The following is a 14,244-nucleotide window of genomic DNA, read 5'->3' on the forward strand; positions in this document are numbered from 1 at the left end:
GGGTGTAGGTCAGCATGGGGCGGGAAATGAAAAGTCAAACGGGTTTAAGTGTAACAAATAACGGCGCGGGATAGGGAGGCGTTGCGAGGCTAATGACGGGAATCAGGTTTTCAGGTAGTAATTTGAATTTTGCAAAGGTATCAGGCCGTCTGAAAAAACTGCTTTATCTTTTGGGAGGATAGTTCGGTTTTTCAGACGGCCTCATGGCGATATACCCTAAACCGTTTTGGAATATTGGGCTGTGGTTTCTTTGTGGCGCAGATGGTAGTCGAACACCATGGCGATATTGCGGATTAAAAACCGCCCCTTCGGCGTAACCTGCAAGCCGTGCGGTTTGAGCACCAGCAGGCCGAGGCCGGCCAGTTGCCGCAAATCCGCCAGCTCGGTTTGGAAATAGTGTGCGAACGGGATGCCGAACACGCTTTCATACACCCGGAAATCCAATGCGAAACGGCACATCAGATCTTGAATGATGTTGCGCCGCAGCAAGTCGTCCTGATTGAGGCGGTAGCCCCGCATCACGGGCAGGCGGCCGGCGTCGATGGCGGCGTAGTAAGCATCGATGTCGCGCTCGTTCTGCACATAGACATTGGCGATTTTACCGATAGACGATACGCCCAAGGCAATCAGATCGCAGTCGGCATAAGTGGAATAGCCTTGGAAATTGCGTTGCAGCCAGCCTTCTTTCAACGCCAGCGAGAGTTCGTCGTCGGGTTTGGCGAAATGATCCATGCCGATAAACACATAGCCGCGGGCGGTGAGCGTTTGCACGGCGTATTGCAGAATATCGAGTTTTTCTTCGCTGCCGGGAACGGCGGCGGTGTCGATGCGGCGCTGCGGTTTGAAAATATGCGGCAGATGGGCGTAGTGGTAAAGCGCCAGGCGGTCGGGGTCGAGAGAAAGCACGGTTTCGAGGGTGGGTTTGATGCTTTCGAGCGATTGGTGCGGCAGGCCGTAAATCAGATCCACACTCACCGATTTGAAGCCCGCTTCGCGCGCAGCCTCAATCACTTCGCGCGTTTCTTCAACGGTTTGCACGCGGTTGACCGCTTCCTGCACTTTCGGGTCGAAGTCCTGAATGCCCACGCTCATGCGGTTAAAACCCAGCCTGCCCAAATGCAGCACGGTTTCGCGGCTGACTTTGCGCGGGTCGATTTCTATCGAGTATTCGCCGCCGGGAACCAAATCGAAATAGCGCCGTATCATTGCAAAAACACGCTCAAGCTGCCCGTCGCTCAAAAACGTGGGTGTGCCGCCGCCGAAATGCAGCTGTGCCAACTGATGGCGGCCGTCCAGATGCGGGGCGAGCAGCGCCATTTCTTTTTCGAGGTATTCGAGGTAGGCATCGGCGCGGGTTTTGTCTTTCGTGATGATTTTGTTGCAGCCGCAGTAATAGCAGATGGTATTGCAGAAAGGAATATGGATATAAAGCGACAAGGGTTTGTTTAGCGCCCCTGCATGGCGCATATGGAGCGATTCGATATAGTCGGTTTCGCCAAAGCCGTTGTGGAAGCGGTCGGCAGTCGGGTAAGAAGTGTAGCGGGGGCCGCTGGAAGGTAGCGAAGCAATCAGCCCGCGGTCGAATTCAGGCTCAGTGTTGTTGTGTATCTTTATGATTTTCATTAAATAATTTTCTTGATTCGGAATGGATAGGCAAACCAAAGGTAGTTTGATAGAATACCTGCACTATCATAAACAAGCCTTGACTGGAGTCAATAGTCCTTAAGTCGCGGCTTAACTATATTAAGTTGCCTAGAAGAAAAGGTGCCTGCCATGCCCGCACACACTGCCCAACATCAGATGAAAACGCTGTGTTCAACGTGTTCCTTACGCGAACTGTGCCTGCCCGTGGGGCTGATGCCGACCGAGTTCGCCCAGTTGGATGCCGTTATCCGCCAAAGCCGGCGCTTGAAAAAAGGCGAATATCTCTTCCGCGCAGGCGAGCCGTTTACCTCGCTGTTTGCCATCCGCACGGGTTTCTTCAAAACCACCATCGCCAGCCAGGACGGGCGCGACCAAGTAACCGGCTTTTTCATGTCGGGCGAACTGATCGGCATGGACGGCATCTGCACGCACACCCACAGTTGCGATGCCGTGGCCTTGGAAGACAGCGAAGTGTGCGAGCTGCCGTTTTCACATATGGAAGAACTGGGAAAGAATATTCCCAGCCTGCAAACCCACTTTTTCCGCCTGATGAGCCGCGAAATCGTGCGCGACCAAGGCGTGATGCTGCTGTTGGGCAATATGCGCGCCGAAGAGCGGCTGGCGGCTTTTCTGCTCAACTTGTCCAACCGCCTGTATGCCCGCGGTTTTGCCGCCAATGATTTTATTTTGCGGATGTCGCGCGAAGAAATCGGCAGCTATCTGGGGTTGAAACTGGAAACCGTCAGCCGAACCTTGTCGAAATTCCATCACGAAGGGCTGATTTTGGTCGAACACAAACACATCAAAATTTTAGAGCCGCAGGCTTTGAAGAAAATGGTTTCCGGCTGCGAACACGCCGTATAATTATTTGAAACCCAAAAGGCCGTCTGAAAAATATTTTTCAGACGGCCTTTAATATTTTCCGTTTAGGATTTTTAGATGGAAAAATCTTCCTCAATCGGTTCGTATAACATTTTGTCAATCTGCGTGCGGGTGAGTTTGGGGGCAAACAGATTAATAAAATCATAAGTATAGCCGCGCAGATAAGTGTCCGGCCGCAGCGCGATGTAGGTGTGGGAAGGCTCGAACAAATGCGAGGCATCGATCAGGTGCAGATCGCCGTCGGTTTTGACATCGTAAGCCATTTTCGCCATCAAGCCCACGCCCAAACCCAGCCTTACATAGGTTTTCAACACATCGGTGTCGGCCGATGACAACGCCACGGTAGGCAAATCCAAACGGGCTTTCTGAAACGCACGGGCGATATTATTGTTATAGTTAAGGGCGAATTCATAAGTTACCAGCGGAAAAGCCGCCAAATCTTCGATTGCCAACGGATGGCGGCAGTCTAAAAGCGGATGGTCGTCCGGTACGATTACTGCATGCGTCCACGCTTCGCAGGGCAGTTTGCGCAACTCGCCGTTTTCCTCCAACGCTTCGGTGGCAATGGCGAAGTCGGCTTCGCCGTTAACCACCATTTGCGCCAGCACATCGGGGCTGCCCTGCTTGATGCTCAAACGCACTTTGGGGTAGCGCTGCACAAATTCTGCCACAATGGCCGGCAGCGCATAACGCGCCTGCGTGTGGGTGGTGGCGATGGTTAACGAGCCGCTGTCGTGTTCGGTAAATTCGCTGCCGATATTCTTAATATTCTGCACATCGCGCAAAATCCTTTCGGCCAACTCAAGAACCGCCTTGCCCGGTTGCGAAACCGAGACTACGCGTTTGCCGCTGCGGATAAATATCTGTATCCCCAACTCTTCTTCCAGCAGCCTGATTTGTTTGGAAATGCCCGGTTGGGAAGTAAACAGGGCTTCGGCGGCTTCAGATACGTTCAGATTGTGGCGGTAAACTTCGAGCGCGTAACGCAATTGCTGTAATTTCATCTTAAAAAAACCAAGCGGCGGGAGTTTATGGGTTTTGTGGATTCTGTACGACAAACGCTTGGGAATGTAGCACACTTTGGCAAAATCTGCCCGATTGTCTCGGTGAAAGGGTTAAAGCTTTTGTTTTTTAATAAACAATCTGTTATTGATATTAACTGGTCATGGCTGGCGGGCGGCGTTAACTGTTGCTTTCGTGCAACGGGATTGCCCCGCAAATGTTGATTTGCTTGCTAATACATGACACGGGCTTGATTTTTCGGCATGATTCAGAAACAGGAAGCGGGTCTTTGCCGTTGTGCACGGGCAGTTGTGTATTGACAGTTTGCCCTCCGTTTCTTTATAGTGCAAACTGATATATCCGATTTGCCGCCGTTTACGACAGTGGCCTGTATATTGGTGATTTGCAGCGGTTACGCTCTGCGCCCGTTGTATAACAATCTTTGATGAGGGAATAAAATGACCAAACAGCTGAAATTAAGCGCCTTGTTTGTTGCCTTGGTTGCTTCAGGTACCGCAATGGCCAGCGAGGCGCATACCAAACACGGTTACACCGTTGACCGCGAACAAACCGTAGTACGCAACAACTACGGCGAGTGCTGGAAAAATGCCTATTTCGATAAAGAAACCCAAGGCCGTATCGAGTGTGGCGACGCTACTCCCGTAGCTACCGCTCCCCAATACGCCGATGAAACCGTTTCTCTGTCTGCCAACACTCTGTTCGGTTTCGATAAAGACAACCTGCGCCCCGAAGCCACCGAAACCCTGAACGCTTTGGCACAACGTTTGAGCAACACCAATGTTGAAGCCGTTCGCGTTGAAGGCCACACCGACTTCATGGGTTCCGAGCAATACAACCAAGCCCTGTCTGAGCGTCGCGCTAATGTTGTTGCCAACTACCTGGTTGGCCAAGGCGTTGCTTCCAACAAGATTTCTGCCGTTGGTTTGGGCGAATCTCAAGCGCGCATGACCGCTTCTTGCGAAGCTGAAGTTGCCAACTTGGGCAAAAAAGTTTCTAAAGCTAAGAAACGCGCTGCTCTGATCGCTTGTATCGAACCCGACCGCCGTGTAGATGTTAAGATCCGCACTTTGGTAACCAAACAGGTTGCTCCCGGCCAAGTTGAAGGCGAGCGTCCTGCTACTGAAGAAGGTTGGATTCCCGGCCCCGCTTCTAAATACCACGGTCACACCCGTCCTTAATCAACTTAAGGTTGGAGAGCAAACCCCGCTTCGGCGGGGTTTTGTTTTGAGAGGTAGGGTATAACTGTTTGGAAACGGTTTATAATCATTAATCAAGCTGGCATTAACGGCTGTGATTTCCACAAAACAACCTGTTTTTCAGACGGCCTGATCTTATGAAAGAATTTGATTTTATCCGCCGCTATTTATACCGTGCGCAAACCGATGCAGACGTATTGATCGGTATAGGCGACGATGCGGCCATTGTCCGCCCGCGTGCAGGGTGTGATTTATGTTTCAGTAGTGATATGTTGCTGAAAAACAGGCATTTCTTCGAGAATGTTGCGCCCGCAGATTTGGCGCATAAAGTGCTGGCGGTGAATATTTCGGATATGGCGGCGATGGGCGCGGCTCCGCGCTGGGCGTTGTTGAGTGCCGGGCTGCCGCAATTGCAGGAGAGCTGGTTGGCCGAATTCTGCGACAGTTTGTTTGCGCTGGCACAGCGTTTCGGTGTAACGCTGATCGGCGGCGATACCACCAAGGGTGATTTGGCATTTAATGTTACAATTGTCGGCGAGCTGCCGCAGGGTAGGGCGTTGCGGCGGGATGCCGCACAAATAGGCGACGATGTGTGGGTGTCGGGGCGGTTGGGCCTGGCCGCTGCTGCATTGCACCATCATTGGCAAACGTTTGTTTTGCCCGACTCGGTTTTTGATTTATGCGAGCAGGTGAGGCTGAGACCGGAGCCGAGAGTGGCTTTGGGGCAGGCTCTGCTGCCGTTTGCCCGTGCGGCGCAAGATATTTCAGACGGCCTAGCGCAGGATTTGGGGCATATTTTGCAAGCCTCGGGTGTGGGCGCAGAGATTTTTGCCGAAGAAGTGCCTACCTTGCCGCAGTTGTGCAATAACTTGGATAAAACGGCTTTATACGGCTGCGTGTTGGCGGGAGGGGACGATTATGAGCTGGTGTTTACCGCGCCCCAATCGTGCCGCGCTGCCGTGCTTGAAGCGGGCAGGGCAAGCGGTACGCCGGTAACGCGTATCGGCAGAATAACGGAAGGTTGCGGCCGTCTGAATATTTCAGACGCTGCCGGCAGGCCGGTTGTGTTGGCTTCTTTGGGATTCGATCATTTTGAGTGATTTCAAACCTACTTTTTCATGGCTGAAATCGCGGCCGTTGTGTTTGCTCGGTTTCGGTTTCGGCAGCGGTTTGGCTCCGGTGGCTCCGGGCACGTTCGGCACGCTGCCCGCGCTGCCGATAGCGTTTGTTTTGTATTTAATCGGCATCACGGGCTGGTGGCTGGCGGCGTTGTGCGTTATCCTTTTTGTGTGGGGCATATGGATTTGCAGCCTTACCGAGCGCGAACTCGGTATTCAGGATTACGGCGGCATTGTGTGGGATGAAATCGTTGCCATGCTGCTGGTGCTTGCATTCGTGCCGTTTCATTGGGCGTGGTGGTTGGCTGCGTTTGCCGTGTTCCGTTTGTTTGATGCACTCAAGCCCTGGCCGATAAAGTGGCTGGATAAGTGCGTGCACGGCGGCTTGGGCATTATGCTCGACGATGCGGTTGCCGCCGGTTTTACATTGGTGGTGCTGCATATTGCCGAATGGGTGCGGTAACACAAAAAATATGGGCCATCTGAACGTAACCATACGGAAAGTTGCATTATGAACGAAATCGAAATTATCGTAGAGCCGAGTTTTTCGGCGGAACAAAGCAATATCGCCAAAGATAAATATGTGTTCAGCTACGACATTATCATCCGCAACAACAGCGATGAAGTGATTACCCTGCGCAACCGCCATTGGCGGATTACCGATGCGCACGGCGAAGTGGAAAAAGTGTCGGGCGTGGGCGTGGTGGGCGAGCAGCCCGTGCTGTATCCCGGCGAAGATTATTATTACAGCAGCGGTGCGCATCTCAACACGCCGTGGGGCTGCATGGAAGGCAGTTATGAGTTTGAAGACAGTTACGGCGAACGGTTTTCGGTGCCGATTCCCAAGTTTGATTTAAGGGCGGACGTGGTGGTGCATTAACCGTTTGCCTGCCTGATACCGTTTGTTTGCATTTGAGGCCGTCTGAATATTTTCAGACGGCCTCGGTGTAAATGGGGCGTTGAAGCGGTTTAACCCCTGCTTGCAATTCTTTACGCCTTGTGCTGAAATGCCGAATATCAGAACAAAATGTCAACAATCAGGAGTTAACATGGAAGCCTTGCATAATTTTTTCGATACCGTAGGCGGCTGGGTTTGGGGGCCGGTGATGCTGGTGTTCCTCGTCGGTACCGGCGTGCTGCTCACTGTGCTGCTCAAGGGCCTGCAATTCAGTATGTTGGGCTATGCGCTCAAACAGGCTTTTATGCCGCACCACAAAAAAGGCGACGGCAGCGACCACGACGGCGATATTTCGCATTTCGGCGCCTTGATGACCGCACTTTCGGCCACCATCGGCACGGGCAATATCGCCGGCGTAGCCACCGCCGTGGTGGCGGGCGGCCCCGGGGCGGTGTTTTGGATGTGGATTACCGCCATTTTCGGCATGGCCACCAAATACGGCGAGGGCGTGTTGGCGGTGAAATACCGCGTGCTCAACAAAAAAGGCGAAATGTCGGGCGGTCCGATGTATTACATCGAGCGCGGCTTGGGCAGCAATTGGAAATGGCTGGCCTATGCGTTTGCCCTCTTTGGCACGATAGCTTCGTTTGGCATCGGCAGCTCGGTGCAGTCTAACTCTGTGGCGCAGGCCGTTCATGCCAGCTTCAATATCGACACCGTTTACACCGGCGTGGCATTAACCGTGTTAACGGCCATCGTGGTGTTGGGCGGTATCCGCAGCATCGCCAAAGCCTCTTCGCTGATTGTGCCGCTGATGGCCGTGTTTTATGTGGTGGGCGGTTTGGTGATTATTTTGGCCAACCTTGATTTGGTGGTGCCTGCTTTGAAGCTGATTCTCACCGATGCCTTTACCGGTCAGGCGGTTGCCGGCGGCGCAATCGGGAGCGTTATCCGCTACGGCGTGGCGCGCGGCGTGTTTTCCAATGAGGCGGGTATGGGTTCTGCGCCGATTGCGGCGGCTGCGGCTAAAACCGACCACCCCGTACGTCAGGCGCTGGTGTCGATGACAGGTACTTTCCTCGACACCATCATCGTGTGTTCGATTACCGGCATCGTGTTGGTGATGGGTTTGCTCGGCGCGGGCGGCGAATTTGTGAAGCCCGAAATCACCGGTGCGGCGCTCACCACTTCCACTTTCGACCGCCTGTTGCCCGGCCCCGGCGGCTGGGTAGTAACCATCGGCCTGATATTCTTTGCCTACTCAACCATTTTGGGTTGGTGCTACTACGGTGAAAAATGCGCGGCTTATGTGTTCGGCGACGGTTTTGCCAATATTTACCGTGTGGTTTATGTTGCCTCTGTGATGATCGGCACCGTGGTCAGCTTGGATTTAGTATGGCTGGCTGCCGACACCTTCAACGGTTTGATGGCCATTCCCAACTTGATCGCTTTGGTTCTGCTTTCCGGCGTGATTGTGAAAGAAACCAAAGATTTCAAAGCCAAGCGCAAGAGCGGCGAATTGCCTTAAACCGCAGAATATTTTTCAGACGGCCCGACATTGATTCGGGCCGTTTTTTATTTTTATCAAACCGAAAACGGGTTGCCGGATTACCCGCAACTTGTGTCCCGCCTTTAAGCGGATTTGCCATATATAGCATATAGCAAATCAATTTAAGAAAAAGTACGCACGTCATACTCGGGCTTGATCCGAGAATCCTGGAACTGTTACTAAGCAGGTAGTTTGACTATAATCACCTCCCGCAATCAAGCAAAGGCCGTCTGAAACCATGCAGCAGCAAGTTTATTTTGTTACCGGCACCGACACCGAAGCAGGCAAAACATTCTGCACCGCCGCGATGCTGCAAGCCGCGGCGCGGGCGGGGCGGCGCAGCGTCGGTTTCAAGCCCGTGGCTTCGGGGGCGGACGGCTCCGGCATCAATGGCGATGTGGCCGCTTTGCAGGCTGCTTCCGCCGTGCACCTGCCTTATGACTTGCACAATATTTACACCTTTGCCGAAGCCACCGCACCGCATCTGGCCGCCGCCGATACCGGCATGCCTATTGAAACGGCAGCGTTGGGCCGTGGGTTGGCCGCAATCAAACAGTACGGCGATTTCGTGTTGGTGGAAGGCGCGGGCGGCTGGCTGACGCCTTTGTGCGGACAAACCGATTTTGCCGACTGGGCCGCGGCAGAACGGCTGGCCGTGATATTGGTGGTGGGGCTGAAACTCGGCTGCATCAATCACGCCCTGCTGACCGTACAGGCCGTGCGGCAGGCAGGCTTGCCGCTGGCGGGGTGGGTGGCCAACTGTTTGAGCGCACAACCCCACCGTTTTGCAGACTATTTGGCCGCTTTGCAGGCGCGCATTCCCGCGCCGCTGCTTGGTGTGATGCCGTTTCTGCCGCAGGCAGATGCGGCAGAGGCCGCTGCTTATGTGGACATATCGGCCTTGCTGTCGGCACCGGCATGTGCGCCGGAACGATATGCGGTGGATGGATCAAACGGGTTTGCAAGGTGAAAGGCCGTCTGAAAATGAACATAACCGTACAACGTATTTACGATTACCAAGCCGCAGCGGCGGGTGCGCAAACGGCGGTGCTGGTTGACCGCCTCTACCCGCGCGGCGTGCCCAAAGAAAAAATGGCCGGCGTGCAGTGGCTGAAAACGTTGGCGCCCAGCGCAGAACTGCGCCGCTGGTATCACGAAAACCCCCAACAACGGTTCGACGCATTTGCCGCCCGTTATTTGGAAGAATTGCAGGGTGCCGTGCAGCAGCAGGAGATTGGCCGTCTGAAAGCATGGGCACAAACGGGCGGCGTGGTGCTCTTAACGGCGGTGAAGAATCCCGAACGTTCGCATGTTTCGGTGTTGCTGGACGTTTTGGGCGCACCGTTTGTGCGCTCGTAAAAGATGCGGTGCGCCTGCATACTATAACTTGCCTGAATAATGGCAGAGGCGATAAAATACCAACGATTTTTTCAGGATGTTTTTTAGCGGTTGAATTCCTGAAAAATCAATAACTTCAATATGATACAAGTTCCGATGCATATGTTTCAGACGGCCTTTGGCCGTGTGGGGAATATTCGGCGGCATCGGAGCGGAACCGGATACGGGTATAGATGAACACTCCGCAAAACACCGGCGGCGCGCCCAACAAGCGTAAATTGTCGCGCCGTAAGCGTAATCTGACGTTGGTTACGCTGTTTTTTATTGTGGTGGCGCTGGCAACCGCCATGGTTTATTTTTTGGTTTGGCAGCACGAAGAAGAAACCGACGATGCTTATGTGGCCGGCCATTTGGTGCAGATTACGCCGCAGGTGGCGGGCACCGTGCGCAAAGTGTTGGTGGACGATACCGACATCGTGAAAAGAGGCGACGTGCTGGTGTCGCTCGACGACAGCGATTTCCAACTTGCCTACGACCGCGCCCAAAACGAGCTGATTCAGGCCATACGCCAAAACAAACAGCAAACCGCCGTTTCTTCGCAGGCCAAAGCGCAGGTGTTGATGCGTAAAGCCGATTTGGCCAAGGCGCAGGCCGATTTGCGCCGCCGTGAAAGTTTGGCGGGCACCGATGCGGTTTCGGGCGAAGAATTGAGCCACGCCCGCGCCGCCGTGGTGCAGGCGCAGGCCGCGTTGAAAGCGGTGGAAGCCGAAGAAACGTCGGCACAGGCCGCGTTGGGCAAGAATATCCCCTTGCGCCAGCAGCCTGCCGTTCAGACGGCCGTCAGCCGTATCAAAGATGCCTGGCTGAATTTGCAGCGCACGCAAATCCGCGCGCCGATGGCAGGGCAGGTGGCCAAGCGCAATGTGCAGGTGGGCCAGCGCATTGCGCCCGGCGCGCAGATGATGGCGGTGGTGCCGATGCACAATCTATGGGTGGACGCGAATTTTAAAGAAGTACAGCTGCGCAAAATGCGCATCGGCCAGCCGGTGGAAATGACCGCCGATTTATACGGCAGCCGCGTGGTTTACCGCGGCAAGGTAATGGGTTTGTCGGCAGGCACCGGCAGCGCGTTTTCATTGCTTCCGCCGCAAAACGCCACCGGCAACTGGATCAAAGTGGTACAGCGCGTGCCGGTGCGCATCAGTTTGGACCCGCAGCAGGTGCGCGCATACCCTTTGCGCGTGGGTTTGTCGATGTCGGTTAAAGTGGATACGTCCGACACCGACGGCAAAACCATGGCCGAAGCGGGCGACAGAAGCGCGGTGGTGGCCGAAACCGATATCGTGGATTGGGCGGCGGCCGATGCTTTGATCGAACAGATTTTTGAGAAATACGCCAAATAACGGGCGCAACGAACAGGCCGTCTGAAACCCTTTTTTCAGACGGCCTCAATATCTTCAAGGCCGGTGCTTTTATAAAATCGGCCGAAACTTAATAAAAAGCCGGTTTTTCATAATGCCCGCCCATGTGGTTTGAGGCCGTCTGAAAAACATAACCGCCGTTTAGGGAGTGTAGTCAGAAGGCTTGCGAAGCGGATTTTAACCAAAAATACCGCCGCAACGTTTTCTGACTACACTCCCTAGGCAGCGGGCGGATCGAAACTTATGAACCAAGCAAAAACCTACCCGCCTTTAAAAGGCGCCAGCCTGGTGCTGGTTACGCTGGCACTGAGCCTCGCCGTGTTTATGGAAGTGCTGGATACCACCATTGCCAACGTGGTGGTGCCGGTGATTGCCGGCGATTTGGGCGCGGCCGCCACGCAGGGCACTTGGGTGATTACCGCGTTTGCAGTGGCCAATGCCGTTTCGGTGCCGTTAACCGGATTCGTGGCGCGCCGTTTCGGCGAAGTGAAGGTGTTTTTGGGCGCGGTTATCGGCTTTGTGATTACCTCGTGGCTGTGCGGTCTTGCTCCGAATCTACAGATGCTGGTGCTGTTCAGGGTGTTGCAGGGATTGGTGGCGGGGCCGCTGATTCCGTTGTCGCAAAGCCTGCTGATGGCCTCGTATCCGCCCGAAAAGCGCACGCAAGCGCTGGCGTTGTGGGCGATGACGGTGGTGGTGGCGCCGGTTTTGGGGCCGATTTTGGGCGGCTGGATTTCCGACAACTGGCATTGGGGTTGGATTTTCTTCATCAATATTCCCGTCGGCATCGCCGCAGCCTGGATAACGTGGAAACAACTCGGCCACCGCGAAACCGAAATCAAGAAAACGCCGATAGACTATACCGGCTTGGTGCTGATGGTGTTGGGCATAGGCGCTTTGCAGATGATGCTCGACCGCGGCAAAGAGCTGGATTGGTTTGCCTCGGGCGAAATCATCACATTGGCCGTGGTGGCGGTGGTATGCCTGACCTATTTTGTGGTGTGGGAGCTGGGCGAAGAACATCCCGTGGTGGATTTGTCGCTGTTTAAAGACCGCAACTTCACTGTGGGCGTGATCACCACATCGCTGGGTTTTATGGTGTATATGGGTTCGCTGGTGCTGCTGCCGCTGGTGTTGCAGTCGAATCTGGGTTACACCGCAACCTGGGCGGGCTTGGTGGCTGCACCGGTGGGCATTTTGCCGATTATTCTGTCGCCGGTTATCGGCAAATTCGGCGGACGCCTCGATATGCGCTGGCTGGTAACCGCCAGTTTTTTGGTTTTTGCCTTCACCTTTCATTGGCGCACCAATTTTTATGCCGGTATGGACATGGCCAACGTGGTTTGGCCGCAATTTTGGCAGGGCTTGGGTGTGGCCATGTTCTTTCTGCCGCTCACCGCCGTTACCCTGTCGCGTATGCAGGGCGCGCAAGTTGCCGCCGCCAGCAGCCTGTCGAATTTTCTGCGCGTGTTTATGGGCGGGGTGGGCGTGTCGGTGGTAACAACCATGTGGGAACGCAGGGAGGCTCTGCACCATGCTAGGCTCTCCGAAGCGGTTACGCCTTATTCGGCGGAAACCCAACAGGCCGTACAAAATATGGCGCAGGCAGGCATCCGGCCGGAAGAAGGCTTGGCCAATATCGTCAAAAATATTACCCAGCAAGGCTTTATCATCGGGTCGAACGAGATTTTCTGGGCGGGCAGCCTGCTGTTTATCGTGATGATTGCAGTTATCTGGTTTGCCAAGCCACCCTTCGGTTCTCCGGGTGGGGGCGGGCATTAATGTTAGTTTAAAGGCCGTCTGAAATATTTTCAGACGGCCTTTAAAGCATCTAAAACATCGGCTTATTGGAAACTGAGTAATAAATCCCGAAACGCATTCGGATCTTTGATAAACGTCATTTCACCTTCTTGCGGGAAGTGGAAGTCCAATAAACGCGAAACCCAAAAACGGATGCAGCCCGCGCGTTTGGCAATCGGATAATAACCGCGCTCGGCTTCGCTTAACGGCCGTACGCTTTCGTATCCGGCTAAAAAAGCGGTTTCCAACCCCGTATTCAATTTATTGTCGGCGGTGCGCGCCCAATCGTTTACGGCAATAGCCAAGTCATACATAAAATTACCGTTGCAGGCATAGTAAAAATCAATAAATCCCGCAACTTGGTCGCCATCGAGCAATACATTATCTTTAAACAGGTCTGCATGAATAATGCCGGAGGGCAGGTGGTCGCCGCTATTGTTGTCTAGAAAAAGAATTTCATTTTGCAGCAAATCAGCGTCCTCACCGTCGAGCACCGGCCGTAATTTGATGCTGGCATCGTGCCACCATTGCGTATAACGCGGATTGTTCATTTTTAAAGGGAAATCCTGTCCGGCCAAATGCATTTTGGCCAGCATGGCACCGGTATGGAAACATTGGTTTTCAGTCGGCCAGCTGGTGTCCGAACCTTTCAAACAAGTAACCAGACAGGCAGGTTTGCCCGCCAATACCGAGTCGAACCTTCCGTCTTTGCGGGCAATCGGCGCAGGGCAGGCCACCCCGTTTTTGCTCAGATGCTGTTTGAGCATCAGAAAAAAAGGCAGCTCTTTCTGTTTAAGCACCTCGAACACCGTCAGCACAAAACGCCCGGCCGTAGTAGTTAGGAAATAATTACTATTGGTGATTCCTTGGGCAATGCCTTGTAAAGAAATAAAATCACCCAAATCGTAATCAATCAGAAACTGGCGCATTTCATCATCGGAAACACTAGTGTAAACAGACATAGCCGAACCTTATTAAAGCGAACTTACTATCATATCAAACAAATGTGCCATCTGGCAGGCGAAGATAAGAAAGAAACGGCAGTAACCAAACAGCAGCAACAAACAGCATCCAAGTTGGTAAAGAAAATTTTCAAATAAAACATTAATATGCAATTTTGTGTAAAAAAATAGGGTTTCAAGAGTTGACTGCGTGGAGAGGGGTTGTGTATAGTTCGCCTTCTTCGCTGCTGCGGCAGCAGGAAACGCTCTTTAACAACACAGATTACCGATAAGTGTGAGTGCCTTAGTGCCTCACACTGCGACAAAAACAGACAAGATGTAGATATATCTATTCTTTGTCGGTTTCTTTGAAGCAGACCAGAAGTTATTAAGTTAGAGATTGAACATAAGAGTTTGATCCTGGCTCAGATTGA

The 14,244-nt window shown here is 53.4% G+C and carries 13 protein-coding genes; 10 read left to right on the forward strand and 3 right to left on the reverse strand.

The genetic code is table 11. The features are described 5' to 3' along the window. Positions 1-216: 216 nt before the first annotated feature. Positions 217-1,623, reverse strand: a complete 1,407-nt coding sequence (gene hemN, locus NQ012_RS12130; RefSeq protein ID WP_257067848.1) for an oxygen-independent coproporphyrinogen III oxidase — start codon at positions 1,621-1,623, stop codon at positions 217-219. Positions 1,624-1,773: 150 nt separating this feature from the next. Between hemN and fnr the strand changes: the two genes are divergently transcribed. Further along, complete coding sequence (fnr, locus tag NQ012_RS12135) at positions 1,774-2,508, forward strand: fumarate/nitrate reduction transcriptional regulator Fnr (protein ID WP_085366464.1); 735 nt, start codon at positions 1,774-1,776, stop codon at positions 2,506-2,508. A gap of 71 nt (positions 2,509-2,579) precedes the next feature. Here the strand turns inward: fnr and NQ012_RS12140 are convergent, their stop codons facing one another. Beyond that, on the reverse strand, positions 2,580-3,530 hold the full coding sequence (locus tag NQ012_RS12140; protein ID WP_257067849.1) for a CysB family HTH-type transcriptional regulator: 951 nt from the start codon (positions 3,528-3,530) through the stop codon (positions 2,580-2,582). A gap of 456 nt (positions 3,531-3,986) precedes the next feature. On the opposite strand from NQ012_RS12140, the gene NQ012_RS12145 reads away from it, so the two are divergent. From NQ012_RS12145 to NQ012_RS12185, 9 genes are all read left to right on the forward strand, one after another. Further along, positions 3,987-4,727: an OmpA family protein gene (locus NQ012_RS12145; protein WP_257067850.1), complete on the forward strand. Its 741-nt coding sequence runs from the start codon at positions 3,987-3,989 to the stop codon at positions 4,725-4,727. 155 nt (positions 4,728-4,882) lie between these two features. After that, a complete protein-coding gene (thiL, locus tag NQ012_RS12150) occupies positions 4,883-5,845 on the forward strand; it encodes a thiamine-phosphate kinase (protein WP_257067851.1) in 963 nt (320 codons plus the stop codon). Further along, positions 5,838-6,326, forward strand: coding sequence for a phosphatidylglycerophosphatase A family protein (locus NQ012_RS12155; RefSeq protein ID WP_257067852.1), 489 nt, complete (start codon positions 5,838-5,840; stop codon positions 6,324-6,326). The genes thiL and NQ012_RS12155 overlap by 8 nt, the downstream gene beginning before the upstream one ends. A 48-nt stretch (positions 6,327-6,374) precedes the next feature. Beyond that, positions 6,375-6,743, forward strand: a complete 369-nt coding sequence (gene apaG, locus NQ012_RS12160; RefSeq protein ID WP_257067853.1) for a Co2+/Mg2+ efflux protein ApaG — start codon at positions 6,375-6,377, stop codon at positions 6,741-6,743. A 169-nt stretch (positions 6,744-6,912) separates the two neighbouring features. Next, the gene (locus NQ012_RS12165; protein ID WP_257067854.1) at positions 6,913-8,289 is read left to right on the forward strand and encodes an alanine/glycine:cation symporter family protein; all 1,377 of its coding nucleotides are present in this window, start codon (positions 6,913-6,915) and stop codon (positions 8,287-8,289) included. Between the two features lie 259 nt (positions 8,290-8,548). Then, positions 8,549-9,280 (forward strand): dethiobiotin synthase, encoded by a 732-nt coding sequence (gene bioD, locus NQ012_RS12170; protein ID WP_257067855.1) that lies wholly within the window; start codon positions 8,549-8,551, stop codon positions 9,278-9,280. Positions 9,281-9,294: 14 nt separating this feature from the next. Next, on the forward strand, positions 9,295-9,669 hold the full coding sequence (locus NQ012_RS12175) for a DUF488 domain-containing protein (protein ID WP_257067856.1): 375 nt from the start codon (positions 9,295-9,297) through the stop codon (positions 9,667-9,669). A gap of 212 nt (positions 9,670-9,881) precedes the next feature. Further along, positions 9,882-11,051 carry an HlyD family secretion protein gene (locus NQ012_RS12180; RefSeq protein WP_257067857.1) on the forward strand — a complete coding sequence of 390 codons (1,170 nt, stop codon included), beginning with the start codon at positions 9,882-9,884 and terminating at the stop codon, positions 11,049-11,051. Positions 11,052-11,312: 261 nt separating this feature from the next. Beyond that, the gene (locus NQ012_RS12185; protein ID WP_257067858.1) at positions 11,313-12,851 is read left to right on the forward strand and encodes a DHA2 family efflux MFS transporter permease subunit; all 1,539 of its coding nucleotides are present in this window, start codon (positions 11,313-11,315) and stop codon (positions 12,849-12,851) included. A 62-nt stretch (positions 12,852-12,913) separates the two neighbouring features. Here the strand turns inward: NQ012_RS12185 and thrB are convergent, their stop codons facing one another. Next, complete coding sequence (gene thrB, locus NQ012_RS12190) at positions 12,914-13,831, reverse strand: homoserine kinase (RefSeq protein ID WP_257067859.1); 918 nt, start codon at positions 13,829-13,831, stop codon at positions 12,914-12,916. Positions 13,832-14,244 lie beyond the last annotated feature (413 nt).

The sequence above is a fragment of the Neisseria dentiae genome (assembly GCF_024580525.1).
GTDB lineage: Bacteria > Pseudomonadota > Gammaproteobacteria > Burkholderiales > Neisseriaceae > Neisseria > Neisseria dentiae_A.

Bases quoted from the DNA above. Each gene is read 5' to 3' on its own strand.
- hemN (WP_257067848.1), bottom strand. From the start codon at position 1,623: ATGAAAATCATAAAGATACACAACAACACTGAGCCTGAATTCGACCGC.
- fnr (WP_085366464.1), top strand. From the start codon at position 1,774: ATGCCCGCACACACTGCCCAACATCAGATGAAAACGCTGTGTTCAACG.
- NQ012_RS12140 (WP_257067849.1), bottom strand. From the start codon at position 3,530: ATGAAATTACAGCAATTGCGTTACGCGCTCGAAGTTTACCGCCACAAT.
- NQ012_RS12145 (WP_257067850.1), top strand. From the start codon at position 3,987: ATGACCAAACAGCTGAAATTAAGCGCCTTGTTTGTTGCCTTGGTTGCT.
- thiL (WP_257067851.1), top strand. From the start codon at position 4,883: ATGAAAGAATTTGATTTTATCCGCCGCTATTTATACCGTGCGCAAACC.
- apaG (WP_257067853.1), top strand. From the start codon at position 6,375: ATGAACGAAATCGAAATTATCGTAGAGCCGAGTTTTTCGGCGGAACAA.
- NQ012_RS12165 (WP_257067854.1), top strand. From the start codon at position 6,913: ATGGAAGCCTTGCATAATTTTTTCGATACCGTAGGCGGCTGGGTTTGG.
- bioD (WP_257067855.1), top strand. From the start codon at position 8,549: ATGCAGCAGCAAGTTTATTTTGTTACCGGCACCGACACCGAAGCAGGC.
- NQ012_RS12175 (WP_257067856.1), top strand. From the start codon at position 9,295: ATGAACATAACCGTACAACGTATTTACGATTACCAAGCCGCAGCGGCG.
- NQ012_RS12180 (WP_257067857.1), top strand. From the start codon at position 9,882: ATGAACACTCCGCAAAACACCGGCGGCGCGCCCAACAAGCGTAAATTG.
- NQ012_RS12185 (WP_257067858.1), top strand. From the start codon at position 11,313: ATGAACCAAGCAAAAACCTACCCGCCTTTAAAAGGCGCCAGCCTGGTG.
- thrB (WP_257067859.1), bottom strand. From the start codon at position 13,831: ATGTCTGTTTACACTAGTGTTTCCGATGATGAAATGCGCCAGTTTCTG.